General features: G+C 69.3%; 25 protein-coding genes and 1 riboswitch. Of the genes, 12 read left to right on the top strand and 13 right to left on the bottom strand.

The genetic code is table 11. From position 1 onward, the window contains the following. Positions 1 to 37: 37 nt before the first annotated feature. On the bottom strand, positions 38 to 607 hold the full coding sequence (locus ACIG5A_RS31150) for a hypothetical protein (protein ID WP_397246575.1): 570 nt from the start codon (positions 605 to 607) through the stop codon (positions 38 to 40). A 118-nt stretch (positions 608 to 725) separates the two neighbouring features. Between ACIG5A_RS31150 and ACIG5A_RS31145 the strand changes: the two genes are divergently transcribed. The 4 genes from ACIG5A_RS31145 to ACIG5A_RS31130 all read left to right on the top strand — a co-directional run bounded on the left by ACIG5A_RS31145 (position 726) and on the right by ACIG5A_RS31130 (position 3,219). Next, a complete protein-coding gene (locus tag ACIG5A_RS31145; RefSeq protein WP_397246573.1) occupies positions 726 to 1,295 on the top strand; it encodes a hypothetical protein in 570 nt (189 codons plus the stop codon). 59 nt (positions 1,296 to 1,354) lie between these two features. Beyond that, positions 1,355 to 1,783 (top strand): DUF6153 family protein, encoded by a 429-nt coding sequence (locus ACIG5A_RS31140; protein WP_397246571.1) that lies wholly within the window; start codon positions 1,355 to 1,357, stop codon positions 1,781 to 1,783. Positions 1,784 to 1,864: 81 nt separating this feature from the next. Next, on the top strand, positions 1,865 to 2,491 hold the full coding sequence (locus ACIG5A_RS31135) for a DUF305 domain-containing protein (protein ID WP_397246569.1): 627 nt from the start codon (positions 1,865 to 1,867) through the stop codon (positions 2,489 to 2,491). A gap of 176 nt (positions 2,492 to 2,667) precedes the next feature. After that, the gene (locus tag ACIG5A_RS31130; RefSeq protein WP_397246567.1) at positions 2,668 to 3,219 is read left to right on the top strand and encodes a hypothetical protein; all 552 of its coding nucleotides are present in this window, start codon (positions 2,668 to 2,670) and stop codon (positions 3,217 to 3,219) included. Here the strand turns inward: ACIG5A_RS31130 and ACIG5A_RS31125 are convergent. Then, positions 3,216 to 3,968, bottom strand: coding sequence for an alpha/beta fold hydrolase (locus ACIG5A_RS31125; protein WP_397246565.1), 753 nt, complete (start codon positions 3,966 to 3,968; stop codon positions 3,216 to 3,218). The genes ACIG5A_RS31130 and ACIG5A_RS31125 overlap by 4 nt on opposite strands. Here ACIG5A_RS31125 and ACIG5A_RS31120 point away from each other — a divergent pair. Further along, positions 3,967 to 4,134, top strand: a complete 168-nt coding sequence (locus ACIG5A_RS31120; protein ID WP_397246563.1) for a hypothetical protein — start codon at positions 3,967 to 3,969, stop codon at positions 4,132 to 4,134. The two genes, ACIG5A_RS31125 and ACIG5A_RS31120, sit on opposite strands and share 2 nt — an antisense overlap. 57 nt (positions 4,135 to 4,191) lie before the next feature. Here the strand turns inward: ACIG5A_RS31120 and ACIG5A_RS31115 are convergent, their stop codons facing one another. Continuing rightward, on the bottom strand, positions 4,192 to 4,530 hold the full coding sequence (locus ACIG5A_RS31115; RefSeq protein ID WP_397246561.1) for a hypothetical protein: 339 nt from the start codon (positions 4,528 to 4,530) through the stop codon (positions 4,192 to 4,194). 101 nt (positions 4,531 to 4,631) lie between these two features. After that, complete coding sequence (locus tag ACIG5A_RS31110) at positions 4,632 to 6,230, bottom strand: FAD-dependent monooxygenase (protein WP_397246559.1); 1,599 nt, start codon at positions 6,228 to 6,230, stop codon at positions 4,632 to 4,634. 85 nt (positions 6,231 to 6,315) lie between these two features. On the opposite strand from ACIG5A_RS31110, the gene ACIG5A_RS31105 reads away from it, so the two are divergent. After that, positions 6,316 to 7,029 (top strand): TetR/AcrR family transcriptional regulator, encoded by a 714-nt coding sequence (locus ACIG5A_RS31105; RefSeq protein ID WP_397246557.1) that lies wholly within the window; start codon positions 6,316 to 6,318, stop codon positions 7,027 to 7,029. Positions 7,030 to 7,053: 24 nt separating this feature from the next. On the opposite strand, the gene ACIG5A_RS31100 is transcribed toward ACIG5A_RS31105, so the two are convergent. The 6 genes from ACIG5A_RS31100 to ACIG5A_RS31075 all read right to left on the bottom strand — a co-directional run bounded on the left by ACIG5A_RS31100 (position 7,054) and on the right by ACIG5A_RS31075 (position 11,636). Then, positions 7,054 to 7,284, bottom strand: coding sequence for a hypothetical protein (locus ACIG5A_RS31100; protein WP_397246555.1), 231 nt, complete (start codon positions 7,282 to 7,284; stop codon positions 7,054 to 7,056). 336 nt (positions 7,285 to 7,620) lie between these two features. Next, positions 7,621 to 8,487: a metallophosphoesterase gene (locus ACIG5A_RS31095; RefSeq protein ID WP_397246553.1), complete on the bottom strand. Its 867-nt coding sequence runs from the start codon at positions 8,485 to 8,487 to the stop codon at positions 7,621 to 7,623. Between the two features lie 69 nt (positions 8,488 to 8,556). After that, complete coding sequence (locus tag ACIG5A_RS31090; RefSeq protein ID WP_397246551.1) at positions 8,557 to 9,180, bottom strand: GPP34 family phosphoprotein; 624 nt, start codon at positions 9,178 to 9,180, stop codon at positions 8,557 to 8,559. Positions 9,181 to 9,240: 60 nt separating this feature from the next. Continuing rightward, on the bottom strand, positions 9,241 to 9,906 hold the full coding sequence (locus ACIG5A_RS31085; RefSeq protein ID WP_397246549.1) for a C40 family peptidase: 666 nt from the start codon (positions 9,904 to 9,906) through the stop codon (positions 9,241 to 9,243). A 192-nt stretch (positions 9,907 to 10,098) separates the two neighbouring features. After that, entirely contained in the window at positions 10,099 to 10,266 is a 168-nt protein-coding gene (locus ACIG5A_RS31080) for a hypothetical protein (protein WP_397246547.1), read from the bottom strand. Further along, positions 10,263 to 11,636, bottom strand: a complete 1,374-nt coding sequence (locus ACIG5A_RS31075; protein WP_397246545.1) for an FAD-binding oxidoreductase — start codon at positions 11,634 to 11,636, stop codon at positions 10,263 to 10,265. The genes ACIG5A_RS31080 and ACIG5A_RS31075 overlap by 4 nt, the downstream gene beginning before the upstream one ends. A gap of 89 nt (positions 11,637 to 11,725) precedes the next feature. Here ACIG5A_RS31075 and ACIG5A_RS31070 point away from each other — a divergent pair, with 89 nt between their 5' ends. Continuing rightward, positions 11,726 to 12,823 (top strand): response regulator transcription factor, encoded by a 1,098-nt coding sequence (locus ACIG5A_RS31070; protein WP_397246543.1) that lies wholly within the window; start codon positions 11,726 to 11,728, stop codon positions 12,821 to 12,823. A 35-nt stretch (positions 12,824 to 12,858) separates the two neighbouring features. After that, positions 12,859 to 12,973: riboswitch (TPP riboswitch) on the top strand. Continuing rightward, positions 12,969 to 14,336: a purine-cytosine permease family protein gene (locus tag ACIG5A_RS31065; RefSeq protein ID WP_397246541.1), complete on the top strand. Its 1,368-nt coding sequence runs from the start codon at positions 12,969 to 12,971 to the stop codon at positions 14,334 to 14,336. Its footprint overlaps the riboswitch before it by 5 nt. A 1-nt stretch (position 14,337) precedes the next feature. Here ACIG5A_RS31065 and ACIG5A_RS31060 read toward each other — a convergent pair whose 3' ends face one another. Continuing rightward, complete coding sequence (locus ACIG5A_RS31060) at positions 14,338 to 15,132, bottom strand: enoyl-CoA hydratase/isomerase family protein (protein WP_397246539.1); 795 nt, start codon at positions 15,130 to 15,132, stop codon at positions 14,338 to 14,340. Positions 15,133 to 15,216: 84 nt separating this feature from the next. On the opposite strand from ACIG5A_RS31060, the gene ACIG5A_RS31055 reads away from it, so the two are divergent. Further along, positions 15,217 to 15,783, top strand: coding sequence for a TetR/AcrR family transcriptional regulator (locus ACIG5A_RS31055; protein WP_397246537.1), 567 nt, complete (start codon positions 15,217 to 15,219; stop codon positions 15,781 to 15,783). Between the two features lie 10 nt (positions 15,784 to 15,793). Here ACIG5A_RS31055 and ACIG5A_RS31050 read toward each other — a convergent pair whose 3' ends face one another. Together ACIG5A_RS31050 and ACIG5A_RS31045 are read right to left on the bottom strand one after the other, a co-directional pair. Beyond that, positions 15,794 to 16,318, bottom strand: coding sequence for a hypothetical protein (locus ACIG5A_RS31050; RefSeq protein WP_397246535.1), 525 nt, complete (start codon positions 16,316 to 16,318; stop codon positions 15,794 to 15,796). A gap of 241 nt (positions 16,319 to 16,559) precedes the next feature. Next, a complete protein-coding gene (locus ACIG5A_RS31045) occupies positions 16,560 to 17,135 on the bottom strand; it encodes a TetR/AcrR family transcriptional regulator (RefSeq protein WP_397246533.1) in 576 nt (191 codons plus the stop codon). A gap of 152 nt (positions 17,136 to 17,287) precedes the next feature. On the opposite strand from ACIG5A_RS31045, the gene ACIG5A_RS31040 reads away from it, so the two are divergent. The 3 genes from ACIG5A_RS31040 to ACIG5A_RS31030 all read left to right on the top strand — a co-directional run bounded on the left by ACIG5A_RS31040 (position 17,288) and on the right by ACIG5A_RS31030 (position 21,130). Further along, the gene (locus ACIG5A_RS31040) at positions 17,288 to 18,604 is read left to right on the top strand and encodes a family 1 glycosylhydrolase (protein WP_397246531.1); all 1,317 of its coding nucleotides are present in this window, start codon (positions 17,288 to 17,290) and stop codon (positions 18,602 to 18,604) included. A gap of 139 nt (positions 18,605 to 18,743) precedes the next feature. Continuing rightward, complete coding sequence (locus ACIG5A_RS31035; RefSeq protein WP_397246529.1) at positions 18,744 to 19,649, top strand: esterase/lipase family protein; 906 nt, start codon at positions 18,744 to 18,746, stop codon at positions 19,647 to 19,649. Between the two features lie 116 nt (positions 19,650 to 19,765). Beyond that, positions 19,766 to 21,130: an SWIM zinc finger family protein gene (locus ACIG5A_RS31030; RefSeq protein WP_397246527.1), complete on the top strand. Its 1,365-nt coding sequence runs from the start codon at positions 19,766 to 19,768 to the stop codon at positions 21,128 to 21,130. Positions 21,131 to 21,137 lie beyond the last annotated feature (7 nt).

The raw sequence follows: 21,137 nt of genomic DNA, 5'->3' as shown, positions 1-21,137 counted from the left end.
TGCTGTCGGGAGGTCCTGCGGCACAACGGTTTACCGACTAGCCAGCCATGGCCTTCGCACCCGAGGGCGATACCGCGAACCACATGTTGTCGATGCCGTGCCCCCGCACATCACCTGCCTTCCGATCCTCGGCGAAGTAGTACACCGGCCTGCCGCCGATGGTGACTTGATATGCGCCGTCCGGTCGTTGGGTGTATCCGACGAGCTGTGGATCGACGCCCGCCGCGTACACCACCTGATCGCGGCGCACGAGCAGCCCCGGCCACTTCCCGGCACACTCGCCGACACAGGTCGACGCGGGCGGGCTCACGCCGTCGCCGTCGAACCGATACAGCGAGCGGCCGAGCGCCGCCGAAACATGCTGTCCGACAGCGGGATCGCCGATCGCCGTCAACTGCACCGCGTGGGTCTGGTCCACCGGCACCGAGCCGCGGTAAACCCGCAGCCAGCCTTGGGTTTTCGCGGGCCGCGCGACCGGCTGGTGCCAGCCCGTTGCCGACGGCAGCGTCGACACCGGCGTCGGGCCGCTCGCACCGACCTCACACGCGCAGCACAGCATGACAACGCCGCACACCCACACCCCGGCAAAACCCGTCCCCGGCTTCATTCTCGCGAACTCCCGTGTCCGATGCCGCGCCTCCCGCACGCGGCACACAGAACAACCACGCACCACGCCCGTGTTCGGTTCACCGAAGGTCGGGCCATCGCTTAGTAACATCTGCCCCATGCGTAACAGGATGGTGCTGACCATCGCCGCCGTCGCGGCACTGCTCGCCGGCTGCGGCGACGGCGGATCCGGCCCGGATACCTCGGCCGCGAAGACGAGCGCGCCCTCCGACGCGCCGGGGACGCGGCCGAGTGACGCCCAGCTCAAGCAGGGTGCACCGAGCAAGGACGCGGCGCTCACCGTCACCGATATCCGGATCGGCCACCACCCCGGCTTCGACCGGGTGGTCTACGAACTCGGCGGCGTCGGCGCGCCGGGCTGGCGGGTCCAGTACGCCGACCGCGCGATTCAGGACGGCAGCGGCAAGCAGATCGATGTGGCGGGCCGCTCGATCCTCGAGGTCCAGATCCTCGGCTCGGCCTATCCGTTCGACAGCAATGTGACCCCGTATGCCGGGCCCGATCCCGCGGTCAATCCGGCCGCGCCCGGAATCACCGGCGTCTATCGGACCTTGGTATTCGAGGGCACCACCCAGTCGTTCATCGGCGTGAACGCCGACAAGCCCGCATTCTCGGTCACCGCGCTCACCCAGCCGACCCGCCTGGTCATCGATATCGACCACCCCTGATATCGATACGGCCAGGGGGTATCAGCGCCGCCGCGATGGGCCGCCGATAGACTGGCCGCGTGATCGACCAGCAGGCAGCGACGCGCGCATCCGGGCTCACCCGGCTGCTCGGCGTGCTCGTCCTGCTGGCGGGCGTCGTAGCCATGCATGTCGGGGTCTTCGGCCTCGCCTCGCACGAGACCGCGCACGCGCGGACCAGCGCACACGAGGGCATGACCATGCCTGGCGCGGCGATGCCGGGCACGGAAAGCCCAGCGGCGGACCCGGATTGCGGCGGCGCGGGCTGCGGTGGGCACAGCGGGATACACGGCTGTGTCTTCATCCTGTCGGTGTTCGCGCTCGCCATCGGGCTGGTGCTGCTGTCCTGGCTGGCCATCGATCGCCCCGGCGGCGGGGTGTCACTGCCACGCCACTGGCGTCCGCGGCGCGCGCGTCCGCCGCCCTGGACCATGCCCACCCTTGCCGAATTGTCGATTCTGCGGATCTGACAGGTCAGGCCGCGAACGCGCCACCGTGCGGTCGCGGTTTCGCCTGCCCGAAAACATTCGCAATTCGCAAGGAGCCCAACCATGTTCATCACCCCTGCCCGAATCAAGGCCGTCGCGATCGCAGGCGCCGCCGCGGCGGCGCTGTTCACCGCGGGATGTAGCAACGACAAAGACGGCACGATGCCGGGCATGAACCACAGCGCCTCGTCGAGTGCGGCGAGCCCGTCGGCCGCACCCGCCGCGCGCACCGATTTCAACGACGCCGACGTGACCTTCCTGCAGCAGATGTATCCGCATCACGCACAGGCCGTCGAGATGGCGAAGCTGGTGCCGTCCCGCAGCCAGAACCCGCGGCTGCTCGCGCTCGCCACGGCGGTGGAGCAGGCGCAGACGCCGGAGATGCAGCAGATCACCACGCTGCTGCAGAGCTTCGGCAAGCCCGCGCCCGCCGCCGCAGGACACGGTGGGCATGCCATGCCGGGCATGATGAGCGGGGAGCAGATGTCCGCGCTGCAGGCCGCCACCGGCGCCGAATTCGACCGGCAGTGGCTGACATTGATGATCGAGCACCACACCGGCGCGATCGATATGGCGAAGACCGAACTCGCCGGCGGCGTCAACGCCGAATCGAAGGCGCTGGCGACCAACGTGATCGCCGATCAGCAGAAGGAGATCGACACCATGCGCGGCATGCTCGCCCAGAGCTGAGCCGACACGCGCCGGGCCGGGGGCGCCCGCTCCCGGCCCGGCGCGTCCGATACCGATTGACCATCGAAATCGGCATGCCGAGCTGACGGCGCCGCGTGCAGCTTGTACGGTCGGAATGTCCGGCTTTCTCAGGCTGAAGGTGCGCGGCCGGGCACCACGGGGAGATAGGACCGACGATGCGACGACTGGAACGTGCCGGATTGGTCGCTGCCGCGGCGGCGACGGCGACCGGGATCCTGCTGATCGGCGCCTGCTCCCGGCAGGTCAGCGGTACCGCCGAGGTGAACCAGACCGATCTCGCCGCCTACGCGTCGGAGGTGACCTCCTCCTCGGTGGCGGCCTCCTCCTCCCGCGCCGCCGCCGCGGAGAAGGTGACCGGAGCCGCCTGCGACGCCTTCTACGCCGCGAACGGCAGCTCGGTGAAGTCGTTCAACGAGTACATCGAGGCGAGCAACAGCAAAGGCACGGCCGACCCCGACACCAAGGCCAAGGCCGGTACCGCGGTCGGCACCCTGCGTGACAACGCGCGCCAGGTCGACCAGAAGGTCACCAAGGAAGTGCTCACGAGCGTCGCGAGCGCGCTGAGGACCTACCGCGACGACACCAACGCACTGGCCGACACCCTCGACCGCGGTGCGAACACCGACACGCTCAATGCCGCCATCGATAAATTCAACGCCACCAAGGACGCCGCCATCTCCGCCTGCCAGGGCCACGGCAGCCGTTAGCGCGCCCGCTCGAACAGTTCGGTGAGCAACTGGTTGAACGGCGCGCCGGTATCCGGCACCAGGTGCGCCATGCCCGCGCATACCCGGCGTTCGGCGCCGGTCTCTTCGGCGATGACGTCGCAGATGATCTCGTGGTAGGCCTGATGCCCGCCCGAGATCACCAGGATCGGAAATCCGGCCGCGCGCAACGCCGTCAGGGGCGGCTGTGCCTCATCCGGCGGTCGCGCGCCCTGTAGCTGCCGCATGCCGTCGATCAGCACCTCCGGTATCGGATCCGCAAGGGGCACTTGCACGCCCGCGACCGGGAAGAAGGCGCGCAGCGCCTGCCCGGGGGCGGCGTCGACATCCTCGATGATGGCGCGGGTCGCCTTGCTCGCCGCGTCGACCTCCGGGTTCCCGCGCGCGACGCCGAACGCGGGCGGTTCGACGATGGTGAGCGAGCGAATGTTCTCGGGCCGCAGCGCCGCGGCGTACATCGAGACGATCGCACCATAGGACAGGCCGACCAGGTGCGCCGGCCGATCCAGCAGCTGATCCGCGATCAGCGCGGCCTCTGTCTCGAAATCCTGCCTGGCCCACGGTGATCGGCCGTGGCCCGGCCGGTCCGGCGCGAGCAGGGTCCAGCGGTCGGTGAGCGGGCGCTGCGCCCGCCAGGCCGCACGCCCACCGAGAATCGCGCCGTGCACCAGGACAACCGGCGGCCCGGCGCCCCAACTGTGCACGTGCAGGCGAAGATTCGATTCGGCCATGACGGAACCTCTGCTGCTCCCGCGTGGCGCCGGTCAGTGGCCGACCGCCGCCTGCCGCGATACCGGTGTCGCGCGGATAGTCATTCTTGTCGCAGCGTACGCCCGAATCGCCCCGAACGAGGCGCTCGCCGGTGACCGCGCCGCGGCGGAGCGGCCGCGCGGGTAGATCCGCGCGCCGCCCGCCGCGGCGACGGTCGTCGCACTCGCCGGCCGGTCCGGTGCCTCAGGCGTTGGGCGGAACGTATGCCTGCCAGGCCGGCGGCGGCCCATCCGACGGCGGGGCGTATCGGGTTCTGCGGCGCCGACTTTCGAGCAGAATGAGCGCCGCGCCTGCCGCGAGCGCGGCGCAGGCGATGATCGAGCCGACCATCGCGACGGGTGACAAGCCCCATCCTGCCGCTCCGACCGCGCCGATACCGATCAGCGCGCCGATCAGCAGTAGGGCGAAACCCGCCCAATTCCTGGTGTCCGCCAACGCCTCTCCTGGTTGCGCCCCAGTATCGCGGGCGATATCCGGCGCGTCGTCGAGCGGTGGAATTTCCCAGGGCCCTTCCGCAGTCATGGTGCAACCTCACGTTCCGGATCGGTGGGTGCCCCGATCCTCGATGACAACGGGGTGCCCTATTCCGCCGCTGCGAAACTGGCGGGTTGCCATCGGTACGGTTACCGCCTGCGCCCGTCGCGAGCCAGTACGCGGGTGAGCACCGAGACGAGTTCCGCGGCCGGATCCGCGCCGGGCTCCGTTGCCCGCCAGGCGATCATCTGATCGGGCCGCACGAGCAGCGCGCCCGCCGGACCGAGCGCGACGCGGGCGGGCCATTCATCCAGCTCGAAGGCGTCAAGGGGGATATCGAGTTCCGCCGCGGCCTCCTTGGCCGCCCGCAGCCACGCCGCGCCCGCCGAACCGGTCAACAGGGTGAAATGCGTGTCGACCAGATCGAGGGTGGACACCCTGTCGCGAATCCAGTGATGCGGCAGCCGGGATCCGGCGGCGCCGTCCATGCAGAGTTCGGCATCCTCGGTGGAGGGCAGCGCGGGTTGCGGGTCGATCACTGCGGCGGAGTCGTAGCGATAACCCAGGTGCACCACGGGCGCGTTCCTGCCGCCCGCCGCCGCGCGCGCCGCGACCGTCTCGGGGCTGGAATCCCAGTGCAGCCGCGGATTCCGGAACCGCAGCAACGCTTGCTCGAGCGTGTCGAGCGCCACCGGCCGCCGTTCGGCCGCATACGTGTCCAGCAGCGCGGGCCCGGCCTGCCCGTGCAGCACCGCGGCGAGTTTCCAGGCCAGGTTGTGCGCGTCGGCGACGCCGGTGTTCAGGCCGAAGGCGCCGATCGGCGACACCGCGTGCGCGGCATCACCGACCAGGAACACCCGGCCGTCCTGGAACCGGTCGGCCACCGATCCCCGTGGCCGCCACGGCAACTGGCTGAGGATCTGCGCCTCGAGGCCGGGATCGCCGACGGCGGCGCGGATCAACGCGAGGCAGCGCTCCTCGGTGAAGTCGGCCGGGGATTGCCCGCGGTCCGGGTGGTAGTCGGTGTGGAATACCCATTCCAGCGCACCGTCGACGGTGACGAGCATGCCGGGCGCCGCCGGGGTGGTGATGTTGCAGGTGACGAACTGGCGCCCGCCCGTGTACGGCCGCAGATCGGCGCGGAACAGGATGTTGATCTTCGGAATGCCCAGCCCGCCCGGCCCGGTGGCGCCGATGCCGAGCGCGTCACGCGTGGCGCTGCGCACGCCGTCGGCCGCGACCAGATAGTCGGCGCGGACCGTACTTCCGTCGTCGAGCAGCGCGGTGACACCGGCGGCATCCTGCTCGAACGACACCAGCCTGGCGCCGAAGCGGAGGGTGGCGCCGCGCTCGCGCGCGGCGGGTGCGAGCACCGCGTCGAGCCGATGCTGCGGGCAGGTGCCGCGAATCGCCGTCGGCGTGATCCGGTCCAGGCCCCACACGTCGCGGACGGGCGTTTGGTCGGGCACGCCGGACAGGTCGAGCGCCGCGAGTGTCTCGGTCACGATCTTGCCGAGTCCTCGGTCGGACATGTCGACGGCCACCGCGTCCACCGCGGCGACCAGCCCGAGCTGACGCAGGAATTCGAGTGTGCGCGGACCGAGTCCGGTGGCGCGCGGATGTATGGACGGCCCCGGCTGCTCCTCCACCACCAGCGCCTCGACGCCATGGCTTGCCAGGCACAACGCGGCGAACAACCCCACCGACCCGCCACCGGCGATCAGGACAGGAACTCTGGTCTCGGACATGACAACTCCCGTTATGGCTACAGTGTTACCGTTACGGATACACTGTAGCCATACTTTAGGATATGCGTCGCGAAGGAGGTGTCGGATGCCGAAACCGGCCAGGAATGCCCCGGTGTGGAGCAAGGAGCAGCGCACGCCACGGCGTCAGGCGCCGAGCGTGGCGACGATCGTGCGCACCGCGATCGGGCTCGCCGACAGCGAAGGGCCCGAGGCGGTATCGATGCGCAGGGTGGCCACCGCGCTCGAATCCGGCACCGCGTCGCTGTACCGCTACATCGAAAGCCGGGACGATCTCCTGGATCTGATGATCGACGCGGTGAACGGCGAGGGAGAGCCCCCTGCGGTGTCGGGAGATTGGCGCGCCGATCTGACCGCCGTCGCACAGCACCTGCGCGCCACGCTGATCCGGCATCCGTGGCTCGGCGCCGAGCTCACCGGCAGGCCGCAGCTCGGCGCGAATTCGCTACGCCTGCAAGATATCGCGCTCACCGCGGCGGCCGGGCTCACCGCCGACATCACCCGCGCGACGACCATCGTCGGCACGGTGCACGCCTACGTATTCGGCGCCGTCACCCTGCAATTGGCGGAGGAGCGAGCACATCGGCGCACCGGGCTCACCAAGGACGAATGGCGCGCGTCCATGGGGCCCTACATTCGGGAAGTCATCGCCAGCAACGAGTTTCCCCAGATCAATCGCCGCGTGCTCGACGCCGAGGACATCGATGCCGACCAGCGCTTCGACTTCGGGCTGGCCTGTGTACTCGACGGAATCGCGGCGCGCGCACGGGATCTCGGGTAGGACCGAGATCCCGCGCGTCGTGCGTCACCGGCGGTAGAGGAACCACTCGGGGGCCGCGCCGGTGCACTCGTAGTCGTTCCAGCCGTCGTTCACCACCCGCACATTGCCCTCGTGCTGACAGGTACTCAGCGCCTCGAACGGCCCGATGGGCTCGTTGGGGTCGCCGGGCGCCGCGGTCGCCATACCCGCGCCGATGACCGCGAAGCTCGCTACCGCGAACGCCAGAGTCGCTGCCTTACGCACAGTGCTCGTCATATTGTCTCCCTCGTCGTGTGCTCGGAACGGCACGGAAACGATGCTCCGTTCCGGAAATCTCACCGAGCCTTCACGGACATCTCACCGCCGTCAACCGCAACGGCATGCGAACACGAAAAAGCGGAAAGTCCGGTGCGCACGGACTTCCCGCTCTCGTTCCGGTGCGGGGGGCACCGAAGTGCGAATGGCCTGCCGCCACACTCAGGGAGGCGCGTGTGCGGCCCGCTCATTCGGACCCACCGAATGTAAGCGACCGAACGGGCCGCCCGATATCGCCCGAGAACGGCGTTTTCCCAGGTGGTGACGCATCGATGACGCGACAGTGATGCGGACTCGTCAGCCGGCGCGGCTCGCGAGCTCCTCGCCGACCGCATCGTGCTGGTACGGCAGCGGCAGCACCAGCCAGGAGTCGGCGCGGTCGTAGCCGGGCTGCGGCGCGGTATCCGGATCCGCGCCGAGCCCTTCGACCCTGGTCAGCCCGCCGTCGCCGCGGTCGATCACGTCGGTGTAGCGGTAGTGCAGATGCCCGTGCAGCAGCACCTGCGGCCGCAGGGTGTGCACGGCGCGCTGGATCCGGTCCTGATTGGGCAGGCACTCCGGCGCGGTCTTGCGATTCAACGCCGGGGCCGACGCCCGCGGCTTGTCGTGGCTGAGCAGCACTTCGACCGGGGACTCGTCGGCGGCCAGCAGCGCGTCGAACTCCTCATCGGTCATCTGCTCCTCCGGAAACCACAGCGACTCCGTCGTCGCGGGCCGCCGTGACGACCCGAATACCCTGCGCCGCTCCGCTTTCCGCTCGCGCAGCGCCTCCATCGCCAGCCGCCACGGCTTGTCCACCGAATACGCGCCGCCGAACGCGGCGAACCGGGTGCCATCCCAGGTCCACCGATGCCCGCGCGGTGCGTAGCGGATATTCTTGCGGCACACCAGGAAACCCTCGTCGTCGAGGTGCTCGCCGTACAGTTCGCGCACCAGCGAGGACTTGTCGTGGTTGCCGTCGAGAAAATAGACGATCAGTTGCTGGCGCCGCGCCGCCCGATCGACGACATCGAAGTAGTGCCGCCCGTCGCGCATATGCTCCCAGGCCCCGAAATCGCCGAGTACGAATACCCGTGCGCATTCTTGCTTTCGCGCGATCCCGAGCAATGTCACCGCATGACTCGTCACACCGTGGATATCGCCCGCTACCAGAATTCTCCCCACCACTCCATGGTGGCACCCACCGGGCCGCCCCGCATCCGCATTTCTACCTGACGAGACCGGGCGGCAAGATCAGAAGCCGCCGTAGGCCGCGGACATCTTGTCGCGGCGCGTTTTGTCCAGACCGCGGATCACCGTGTCCAGCTTGGGATTACGCGCCGTCAACTCCGGCAGCCTGCCCATGGCCGCGCGGCGCCTGCGGCTGCCCGCGATACCGCCGAGCTCCCCCGCGGCGACGAGTGCGGCAAGCACACCCTCGGCAGGGTCGGCGGGGCGGCCGCCGTCGAGCAGCCCGGTGACGTTCTTGCGCAGGCGTTTCACCCGGCCGGTGTCGACCACGCTGACCTCGTCGGCGCGGATGCGGCGCGGCGTGACCCGAATCGCCTTATCCAGCACCAGCTCATCCTGGATCATCCGTACCGCGGCGCTGTCGTGGCGGCGAATCCAATACCGCCAGCGTTTACCGGGGCGCGCCGCGATCTCGCCGAGGACCGTATCGAGAAACGCGTCACCGGTCGGACCGGAATCGGTGACCGTGACCCGTCCGGAATCATCACCGAGCTTGTCACGCGAGACCAATTCCACGAGCGCGGCCGCGCGCAGGACGATACCGACGCGCCAGCGACCGCGCAGTCGACGCTTGTCCATGTCACAACCGAGCAGATACACATCGGCAGGTAGCGAGCTTTCGGTCATCCCTCCAGTGTGCCGATCGGCGGCACGACGATCCGCGTGTCGTTTCGGCCAGCGGTCCGATCAGAACCGGCGTGCGCCCGCGAACGGCATGGACGACATCGGCGAGACCATGACGCCCGCGCCGTCGGTCGAGGCGTGCACGACCTCGCCGTCGCCGACGTAGATGGCCGAATGGCCGCCACCGTAGAAGGAGACGAGATCGCCGGGCTGCAGTTCGTCCGCGCCGACCGGTGTCCCGGTGTCCAGCTGCTCGTAGCTGGTGCGCGGAACATCGCGGCCCGCCTGCTGATACGACCACTGCACCAGGCCCGAGCAGTCGAAAGCGTCGGGGCCGACGGCGCCCGAGCTGTAGCCCGCACCGACCCGCGACAGCGCGGCATCGGCCGCGGACCGGCCGACCGAATCGCGCGGCGGCGCGGTGTGCGCGGGCGGCGCGCCACGCGGAATATCGACGAGGACGGGAAGTTCGTCGCCGGGAATCTCCACCGGCGCCACCGGCACGAGGCCGGGAACATTGGTGACAGCGGGTAGTTCGATGCCGGGGATGCCGGCGGGGATCGAGAGTCCGCCCGGGAGTTCGAAGGTCCCGATGCCTGGCACGGTCACCTGCTGTGCGGAGGCCTGCCCCGCAGCCAGTGCCATCAGCGCACCCGCGCCGACCGCGAGTGCCGCGCCGACGACGATGCGCCAGATGTTTCTTCGCAGAAACGCCCGCAGGAATGCCATTGAATACGACCTCCGATGCTCTCATTCAGCGGCCTGAGCCGCTCGAATAGTTCGAAACATCACGGTGATTCAGCAGTCCAACAAATCCAACGAGCCATATTTCATGAAATGTCAATATGCAGGGAGTGCAACACGCCATTCGGTGATAACGAAACAATAACTACATTTTGAATATCGCCATTTGGGCGGTGTTTACGGATTTTCGATCGGCCGGTTTCGGGTTGTTGCATCGAGTGCAAGGTTCTCGTGGGGCCGCCGTTCGCCGGTGCCGGTGCCGCGGTCGGCACGGTCGGTGAGCGGTGGGTGCGGCGTGGCCGACATGGCGGGGCCACCGGCGATGGCCGCGATGATGATCATCATCGTTCCGGCGGGATGTTCTGGTTCAGGTGGAAGACGTTGTCCGGGTCGAACTTCCGCTTCAGCGCGACCAGGCGCTGCCATGCCGGTTCGCCGTATGCCTCGCGCACGCGGCCAGGTCCCTCGTCGCACAGGTGGTTGATGTAGCCACCGCCCGCCGACCACGGGCGCAACGACTCCCAGGTGGTCCTGGTCCAGTCGTGGTGCGCGGCACCGGCATCGGCGGGATCCGGCCAGCGCGCCGCGATGGTGAGGATGGCGGCGGCGTCGCGGAACCGGAACGCGGTGTCCTCGGCGGGCACTCGGGCGATCGCGCCACCGGTGATCCGCACCAGCACCTGCGACATCGGCGATGTCATCCGTCCTGCCGCCTCGACCAGGGCGGTGGCGGCGGAATCGTCCAGCGGGCCCAGCCATTCCGAGCGCGCGTAGGCGGGCAGGCCCGGCGTCGCGGAATCGTCGACCATCGCCTGCAGCGCGGTGTACGGCATCGGCCCGAAGGCGTCGACGATGGGTGCGCCCACCCCGCGCAACGGGCGCACCATCGCCTCGCCCGCCGCGAGGTCACCGAGATAGCAGGCGGCCAGCGCGATCACCGGCGCCCCATGGAACGCCGGCGGCACGAAAGGCGCGGGCGGCGCGGTGATCAGGGCGGCATTGAGTCCGAGCTCATCGGGTGCGTCGCGCGCGATATCGAAGAACACCGACAGCGGCGCGGCGGACAGCGGATACAGCACCGTGCCCGCGTACATCGGCACCGGAATCGGGTTGAGCCGCAGGGTGAATCGGGTGACCACGCCGAAATTGCCGCCGCCGCCGCGCAATCCCCACAGCAGCTCGGGCGCGCCGTCCTCGGTGACCTCGAGTATCTCGCCGTCGGCCGTGACCAGTTGCGCGGCGACCAGATTGTCACAGGTGAGGCCGTAGCGGCGGGACAGCCAGCCGACGCCACCGCCGAGTGTCAGCCCGGCGACGCCGGTATGGGAGACCTCGCCGCCGGGCACCGCGAGGCCGTACGCCTCCGCCGCCGCGTCGAGTTCCCGCCACAGCACGCCGGCCCCGACCTCGGCGCGGCGGGCTTCGGCATCGATCTCGATCGAGCGCATCCCGCTCAGATCGATGACCAGTCCGCCCTCGCACATCGAAAGCCCGGGGAAGCTGTGCCCGCCGCCGCGCACCGCGATGGTCAGATCGTGGCGCACCCCGAAGCGCACGGCCAGCGCGACGTCCTCGGCGGTCAGGCAGCGCGCGATGAAGGCCGGATACCGGTCGATCGCGCCGTTCCACAGCCGCCGCGCCGCATGGTATTCCGGATCCTCCGGGCGGATCATGGTTCCGCTGAAGCCGGTGAGCCCGGCGGTATCGCTCGTCATGCGATTCAGCCTGATCCGGCGGGCGAGCCGCGGCGATCCCCGATTCCGGGGGGATTCGCCGCGTGGTCCGGCGCGCGATACTGGGGAGCATGCCGGGGAGATCGCTGGACGCGTTGACCGCCCGCGTCGCACATGCCTGCCGGACCACCTCCGGCGCGGTCGCGCTGCAGCGGGCGGTCGCCGAGACGGTGCGCGCGGCCGTGCCGTTCGACGCATGGTGCGTGCTGACCATCGATCCGGCGTCCGTCCTGCCCACCGGCGGCTTCCACCGCGAAGGCCTCGCGCTGGACTACATGCCGAGGTTCATGGCGATCGAGGCGGGCGGCGAGGACGCGCTCGCGCTGCCGACGCTGGCCCGCGGCGCCGAGCGCGCGGTCACGCTGAGCACCGCCACCGGCGGAGATCCCGCGCGCAGCGCGCACTACCAGGAAATTCTGGTGCCGACCGGCTTCACCCGCGAGATGCGGGTGCTGTTCAGCACCAACGCCCATGTGTGGGGCGCGCTCATACTGTTCCGCAGCGCGGACGCGCCCGACTTCTCCGATGCCGACGCGGCGCTGATCAGCGGCGCGACGGCGGGCGTCGCGGACGCGATCCGCCGGGAGATGGTGCTCACCGAGATCGCCGCCGACGAACATGTCGAGGGACCCGGCCTGCTGCTGCTCGACCCCGACTTCGACCGGATCAGCACGACGACCGCCGCCGCGCACTGGCTGGATCGGGTGGACGACGACGTCGACCAGCGCCGCGGCCTGCCGTACTGCGTGCTGAACCTGGCCAACCAGGCGTGGTCGCGGCCGGGCCCGGCCCGCAGCCGGATCCGCACCAGGGCGGGCCGCTGGGTGACCATGCACGCCGAGCGGCTGGCCGGGCCCGCCGAGCAGATCTCGATCATCATCGAGGCGACGCGACCGGTCGAGATCGCCGCGCTCGTCGCCGACAGCTACCGGCTGACCGCGCGCGAACGCGAGGTGGTCGGCCTGCTCGCGCGCGGCCATTCGCGCACCGAGATCGCCCGCATGCTCGCCCTTTCCACGCATACGGTGGACGACCACATCAAGCGGCTGTTCGGCAAGGTCGGGGTGCGCAGCCGCGCCGAGCTGACCGCGAAATTGTTCTTCGACCAGCACATGCCGCGCATCCAGGACGAGGTGCCGGTCGGCGGCACCGGCTGGTTCCTGCGCTGACCGCGCGCCACGCCTGTGTACTATTCGCCCGAATGAACCCCACTCGCGGGAGCTCGGGCATGGCCTGGCTGAGAGGGCGGACCCAACGCTTCGCCGACCGCATGAACCTGTCCGGGTAATGCCGGCGTAGGGAGCGAGCCAGACCATGTCCGCATCATCCGTGGCAGACGCCGAGCGGCACGAGGCGCCGCTCACCCTCGACGAACCCGCACCGAAGGTCCTTTCCTTCTGGGATCAGAGCGCATTCTGGGCGAACCTCGGTGTCAGCCTGTTCGCATTCTCCGGCGCCTACACCGTGCTCGCCCCGAATACCGAAGGCGCCGCGCAGATCTCGATCGCCGCGGGCATCCTCGCGATGATCATCGGAACCATCGTCGGCGGACTCATGCTCGGCTTGGCGGCGGTGCCTGGCGCGAAGACCGGCAAGCCGGCGATGGTGCTGCTGCGCGGGCTGTTCGGCGCGAAGCTGAGCTACCTGCCGACCGTGCTCAATATCGCGCAGCTGATCGGCTGGGGCACTTTCGAATTGATCGTCATCGGCAGTGCGGCCGAGGAGCTGTTCGGCGGTGGGCCGCGCTGGCTGTACGTGGTGATCGCCGGTGTGCTCACCACGGTGCTGACCATCTGGCCGCTCGGCTCGGTCCGGATGCTGCGCCGGTTCGTCACGGTCGGCGTGGTGATCGCGCTGATCTGGTTCTATATCCAGTTCTTCCGTGCGGGCATCCCCGACCTGACCACCAATCCCGGCCCCGAGGGCGACGGGCCGTTCGGCGTCGACTGGAATCTGTTCTGGATCGCCACCGACGCGGCACTGGCCGTATCCATCTCCTGGGTGCCGGTCGCGGCCGACTACACCCGCCATTCCCGCAGCAGCGCAACGGCATTCGGCGCGGCGAGCGGCGCGTACGCGGTCACCCAGATCATCGCCTACGTGCTCGGCCTGTTCGCGCTGGCGCTGGCGACCGGCAGCGGTACCTACGGACCGTTCCTCCAGGTGACCCTCGGCGCGCTGTTCTTCTTCATCCTGGTGTTCCGCGAGGCCGACCAGTCGTTCGCCAACGTCTACTCGACCGCCGTATCGATCCAGAATCTGGTGCCACGGGTCGACCGGCGCATCCTGTCGATCGGCCTCGGCACGCTGATCACGGTGCTCGCGCTGCTGTTGAATATGGAGAACTACTTCGGCTTCCTCGGCCTGATCGGCTCGGTGTTCGTACCGCTGCTCGGCGTGCTCGTCGCCGATTTCTTCCTGCGCGCCAAGGGCGATTGGAATACCGCCGAGGACGCGCCGCCGCGCTGGGGCATGGTCTTCGCTTGGCTGGCCGGGCTCTCGGTCTACCAGCTCATCAATCCGGGCGACGCGGGCGTGTGGACCGAGTTCTGGGTGAATGTCCAAGAGCGGCTGCACTTCACGAAGCAGGCGTGGATGTCGGCCTCCCTGCTGTCCTTCCTCGCCGCCGCTGTGGTGGCATGGCTCGTCGGACGTGTTGCCACGCTGCGTAAATCGGCTTAACTCAATCGCCGAGGTGGTATTCGAGGGGGCCCCGCGTCTGCAAGCCCGCCGCGAGGCCGGCGTCGATCATCGCGCGCGCCTCCGCGGAAGTGAGCAGGGTGACGAAATCCACACTGTCCGTGGCGAAGTCGGCCGGGTCGGGCAGATTGCGCCGGTTGACGGCCGCCTTGGCCGCGACCAGCGCGGCGCCGGAGTGGCTCGCGATCCGCGCGGCCAGGCCGTCGACATAGTCGTCGAGCTCGTCATCCGGTAGCGCGCGGTTCACCACGCCGAACAGTTCGGCGGTGGCGCCGTCGGTATTGCGCCCGCTCAGGATCAATTCGAGGGCGCGGCCGCGTCCGATCAAACCGGGAAGCAATTGCAGCGCGCCACCGCCTGGGATCAGACCGACCGTGATCTCCGGCTGCCCGAGGACCGTGGCGTTCCTGGCGGCGAATCGCATATCGCACAGCAGGGTGAGCTCATGCCCGCCGCCGCGGGCACGACCACGGATCTTCGCGATGCTCACCAGCCGGGGTGACTGCAGCAGCTGGATGATCCGCGGGTAAGTCGCGGACACCTCGGGCAGGACCTCGGGCGGCAGGTCGACGTCGAAGTGCGCCGCGAAGAAGTCGGGATCCGCCGATTCGAGGACGACGACGCGCGTTTCCGGGTCGGCCTCGAGTTCTCCGAGCGCGTCCGCCAAGCCGCGGTAGACGTGCTGGTCGAGCAGGTTGATCGGCGGGTTGTCGATGCGCAGGGTGGCCCAGCCACCGGCCTGTCGCTGGATCGTCACCGGATGCGTGCTGGTGGTCATCGCCGTACCTCCGTGGGATAGATCGTTCGGTCTACTCCCCCCTGTGTAGCATAGACTGATCGTTCTATTCAAGGAGAAAGTCGGATGACACCCGGACCACGCGAGCGGCTGATCGATACCGCGATCCGGCTCGTGCAACGGCGGGGCGTGCACGGCACCGGGCTCAGCGAACTGCTCGAGCAGAGCTCCACCGCACGCCAGTCCATCTACCAGCATTTCCCAGGCGGCAAGGATGAGCTGATCGCGGTCGCCACCCAGATCGCGGGCGCGCGGGGCGCCGCGGCGATCCTGGCGGCACGCGACGACACCGATCCGCGCGAGCTCGTCGCGGCGGCACTGCGCGGCTGGGAGAAGGCGCTGACCGACAGCGACTTCCAGCTGGGCTGCCCGGTGGCCGCCGCCACCGTCGACGGTGGCACCGACGCATTGCGCGCCGCCACTCGCGACGCGTTCGACGGCTGGACCGCGGCCTACACGGAGGTGTTCGAGCGGGCGGGGATCACGCCATCGGCCGCCCGCTCGCTCGGCGGATTCGTTGTCACGGCGATCGAGGGCGCGGTATTGCACGCGCGCGCCATCGGATCCGTTGCGCCGCTACACGATTGCCGCACTCAGCTCGATCGGTTGATCGAGGCGCAGCGCACCGGGTGAGCGCCGACCGTCAGGACGGCGCGGCGATCCTGGTGATCAGTACCGCGCCGTCCCGGTCGGCGACCGTGACGAATTGGCGATAGGTGCGTGCCGCGGCGTCCGGGCGCATCTCGCTGATCACCACGTCGAAACGGCCGTCCAGCATCGGGGTGATCATCACGCAATGCTGGGTGCCCGCCGGGATCGAGGTGATGCCCTTATCGATCACCTCGGCGGGCGGCACCGCGGCGTCCGGCGCGGTGAGCGCCCGCGCCGAGGTGCCCGACCTGGCCACGTAGTAGGCGTGCTGGAACGCCAGGATCACCTCGGGGCCCGAGGCGGTCGAGCCGGTGCCGTTGCCGCGAACCAACTGCCCGGTTCGCATTGCCTCGCAACCGGGTCCGCCGCCGAGCACCGGATCCATCGCCGCCGCCGATTGGCGCGGGGTCATCGCGGCGGAGGTGTAGACGAGCACCACCGCCACCGCCGCCAGTGAGCCGCCGAGCGCGACCGAGCCGACCAGCCAGGGGTGGCGCGGCGCCCGGTGCACGCGCATCGCGTGTCGATGCCGCTGCTCCCGTTGGGGCACAATCATTCCCGGCCACAGTGGAACCCGCCGACGGCGCGCAACGAGGCGGCCGCCGGTAACGTGCGCGTTCGACGCCGACATGACTCGCCGCACCCCCTTACCGGTGCCTATGCAAGGGCCCCGGGGACTACCGTCTCAAAGCCGTTGCGAAGTAACAACATTGCACATCTTCCCACGCCATCGCGGTCAAATGCCCGATTCGCCGTTGCTATTGCCCGACTTGGCCGATGTAGTGCCGCCACCACCGCTCGAGGTGTGCCGCCATATCGATACCGGGATCGATCAGCCACCTGGCCTGCAGGCCGTCCGCGAGCGCGAAGAAGCTGACGGCGGCGGCATGGGGGTCGATATGCGCGGGCAGCTCACCGGCGGCCTGTTCCTCGCACAGGACCCGCGCGAACCCCTCGGTGCCGATGCGGTAGCGCTCCAGCATGTACTCGTGGGCCGGGTGCCTCGGGTCCGCCGCGTCGGCGAGCATATGGGTGAACAGCTCGATCAGGCCGGGAACGGTCGTATTGCGGCGGATGACCTCGATGAACGCCTCGGCGGCCGTGCCGCTCAGCGACCCCGCATCGGATTCGTCGCGTTTGCGCAGCACCGCGACGAACAACTCTTCCTTCGAGCCGAAGTAGTGCAGCAGGCCGCTCTGGCTGAGACCGACCGCCTCGGCCAGCTCGGCGACCGAGGTCGCCAGGTAGCCGCGCTCGGCGATGATGCGCAGCGCGGCGTCGAGAATCTGCTCCCGTCGTTCGATGCCCTTGCCATAGGGTCCCCGTTTTCCCACCGCGCAAGTGTAGGACGCCCGGCGAGTCCTCCTTGCCATCGAAACCCGAGCACTGTACGGTTTTGGCTGCGACCCCCGACGCGACCGCGACGCCGTACGAGATGCGGCCACCCCGGCCCGGCGTGTCACGACGAACAGGAGCACACCTCCCGATGCGACTCCGTCCACGCGGCCTATGGCTGGCCGCCATGGCCGCCGCCGTCACCCTCGTGCACCCCGCGGCGTCGCTCGCGCGACCGGCGCCGCCCGCACAGGTCGCGCCGGTCGGCCCCGACTTCCTCTGGGGCGTGGCCGCATCGGGCTTCCAATCGGAAGGGCATGCGCCGGACAGCAACTGGAGCAGGTACGTCGCGGCGGGCAAGACCGATGACCCGTACAACGACGCGATCGACTTCTTCACCCGCTACCAGTCCGATATTCAGCTGGCCAAGCAGCTCGGCGTGCGGGTCTACCGCATCGGCATCGAATGGGCGCGCGTGCAACCGCAGCCCGGGGTATGGGATGAGAACGGATTCCGCTTCTACGACAACGTGATCGGGGCCATCAAGGCGGCGGGCATGCGCCCGATGCTCACCCTGGATCACTGGGTGTACCCGGGCTGGGAGGTGGACCGCGGCGGTTGGGACAACCCGGCCATCATCGAGGACTGGCTGGCCAACGCGCGCAAGGTCGTCGACCGCTACGCCGCGAGCGACCCACTCTGGGTCACCTTCAACGAACCGACCTTCTACGGCCTCAACGAATTACGGCACGGCGGTATCCGCGCCACCAGCGTCCTCGGTATGCAGGACAAACTGGCTCAGGCGCACAATGCGATCTACGACCACATCCACCGGGTCCAGCCGGGCGCGATGGTCACCAGCAATGTCGCCTACCTCCCCGGCGGCGAGGACCTGGTCAACAAGCCGTTCATCGACAAGATCGCGGCCAGGCTCGACTACATCGGCATCGACTACTACTACGGCCTGAGCCCGGATACGGTCACGTCGGTCACCAACCTCGCCGAGCTGTGGAAGAACCCGCTGCAGCCGGAGGGTATCTACTATGCGCTGCAGCACTATTCGCGGCAGTTCCCCGGTAAGCCGCTCTACATCGTAGAAAACGGCATGCCGACCGAGAACGGCAAACCGCGCGCCGACGGCTACACCCGCGGTGACGACCTGCGTGACACCATCTACTGGATCCAGCGTGCCAAGGCAGACGGTATGAACGTCATCGGCTACAACTACTGGAGCCTCACGGACAATTACGAATGGGGCTCCTACACACCGCGATTCGGGCTGTACACGGTCGACGTGCTGACCGATCCGACGTTGACCCGCCGTCCCACCGACGCGGTGCCCGCCTACACCGACATCACTCACGACGGCGGAGTCCGTCCGGACTACCGGCCGACTCGCGCGCCGAAGGATTGCTCGCTGATCGACGGCATCGGCACTTGCATCGACCCGGTGACCGTGCCGCGCTAGGCGCGGCTCCGAGAACTCGGCGCAGCTCCAAGAACCCAGCACCGCTCCAAGAACTCAGCGCAGCTCCGAACAACCGTAGAACCGAAGGGATTTCGACCGCGTGCCTGCCCCGGCTCCGACCTTGCTCCGACGACTGACCATGGCAGGCGCAGCGGCCGCCCTCACCATGCTGTGCGCGCCCGCGGAGGCAGCGCCCGCGCACGAAATCGGGGGTAGCGGATCGGCTTCCGACGGTGCGGCCAAGGTTCCGGACGGCAGCGTGTCACCCGCGGGCGCCAACGACTGGAGCTGCCCGCCGACGGCCGCGCATCCGCGACCGGTGGTGCTCGTACACGGCACCTGGGGCAATCAGAACGACTGGAACGTCCTGGCACCGCAGCTGAAAGCCGAAGGCTACTGCGTCTTCTCGCTCAATTTCGGCCGCGACACCGGCAGCGTCATGGGTGCGAAGCCGGGGGTCTACGGCACCGGCGATATCCGCGCGTCGGCCGGGGAACTCGCGGCCTTCACCGAGCGGGTCCGCGACGCGACAGGGTCGGCGAAGGTCGATCTGGTCGCCCATTCCCAGGGCGCACTGGTGGCCAGGCAGTACCTGCGCTTCGAGGGCGGCGCGGCCGAGGTCGGCAGCCTGGTCTCCCTCGCGGGCACCAACCACGGCACCACCATGAACGGTCTCGCGAGCCTGCTGCCGCCCGGCGGCTCCTCCGGTCCGGCCGCCGACCTCGCCGCGACGTACGTCGGCACCGCCGCCGTACAGCAGCTCGTCGGCAGCGACGTCGTCCGTACGATCAACGCGGGCGGCGACACCGAACCCGGCATCGCCTACACCGTGGTGGCCACCCGCCTCGACAAGGCCTCCACCCCGCCGGAAGCCACCTTCCTCCAGGCAGGCCCCGGCGCGACCGTCGACAACATCTGGGTCCACGACGTCTGCCCCACAGACACTTTCGACCACGGCCCACTCCCCCAATCCCCCACCATCGCCTACCTCGTCCAGCGCGCCCTCGACCCGGCCCACACCGGAATTTCCTGCCCCCAGCACTGATCGGGTGGCCGGACGACTCGATGGCAACGTAATCTCCTGTCCCCGTGGTGAACTGACGAAGGGTCGACGAGCCGGATCCGACTTCTTGTCGGACCCGGCCTCTACCGTCTCGTCACATGGCAACCGCAGCCCTGCACTCGCTCACCTACCTCGAGCCGTCCGCACTCACCAGCTCCCCCGATCGCGCCGCGCTCGGCCTGCAGACCAGTGGCGGCCGCACACCCGCGGGTGCGGTGGCGAACCCGACGTTCTTCCGCGGCTTCGTGACGAATCCGGCGGTGGCGGCCGCGGGGCTGCTCGCGGTGGCCGATGTCGCCGCGGCCCGCTACTACGATCCGAAGCGCGTCGCCAGCCTCGATCCGGTGGTGACCGCCAACGGGGATCGGCTGCGGTTCGAATCCTTCTCCGGCTGCGGCGGCGTGCACGCGCGGCTCGATGTGCTGCCCGACGGCCTGGACGGCGAAACCGGCCACGGCACAACCAATGTCGACGTCAACGCACCGCTGCGGGAGGCGCTGGCGAAGCTCACCGCCGGCAACCCACTGCACCTGACCGTCGGGCCGGATGAGCTCGCGGTGGCCACCCTCGGAGACCGGGTGGTGGAAAAGAAGGTGCCGCTGCCCGAGCGCTGGCTGCGCGGATTCGCCGAAACCCAGGTCATCGCGGCGGAATTCGAGCTGCGCGCGGAGGTCCGCGCCGGTGAGGCGGTCCGCTTTCTGCGCGGCCTGCCCCGCGGGCGGACCGGTGCGCGCGGCGGACAGTGGGTCGTCGCCGCGGGCGGGCAGCTGCGGATCACCACCAGACCGGTCCCCGGCGCCGTCTGCCTACCGGGTCCGCAGCGGCTCGGCGCGCTGCATCAGGTACTGCGCCATGCTCTTTCGCTGCGGCTGTACGGTCCAACCGCCGACGGCGAATTGCAGTCCGCCGCCTGGGAGATCGCGCTGCCCGGCATGCGGCTCACCCTCACACTGTCACCGGAGGCGGGGCGCGGGTTCTCCGGTGAGGGCGCGGTGCTGGCGGCGCTGAGCGATCCGGAAACCGAATCCGACGCGGAGCTGCTGTCCGTCCTGCTCGCCTGGGATCCCCGAATCGAGGTGCGCGACTTGGCCGTTCAATCCGGACTCACCCCCGCCCGCACCAGGGCCGCGCTCACCCGGCTCGGGGTCGACGGCCGGATCGGCTACGACATCGCCGAAGCCGCCTACTACCACCGCGAACTCCCCTATGCGGTCGGGCGGGCCGAGCGGCACAATCCCCGGCTGCGCTCGGCCAGGGAGCTGGTCGCGGCGGGTGCGGTGCGGCTGGATCCCGCGAGCCCCGAATTCGCCGACGTCCGTACCGAATTCGGCGACCACCGGGTGCGGCTGGATACCGCGAACCGGTACACCTGCACCTGTCGATGGTGGGCCGAGCACCGCGGTCGGCGCGGTCCGTGCAGCCATGCCCTCGCGGTCCGCATCGTCCGCAATACCGAGAAGTGAGGAACGC

It is taken from the genome of Nocardia sp. NPDC052566, from assembly GCF_044547285.1.
GTDB lineage: Bacteria > Actinomycetota > Actinomycetes > Mycobacteriales > Mycobacteriaceae > Nocardia.
This window is presented reverse-complemented; position numbering and strand designations above follow the sequence as displayed.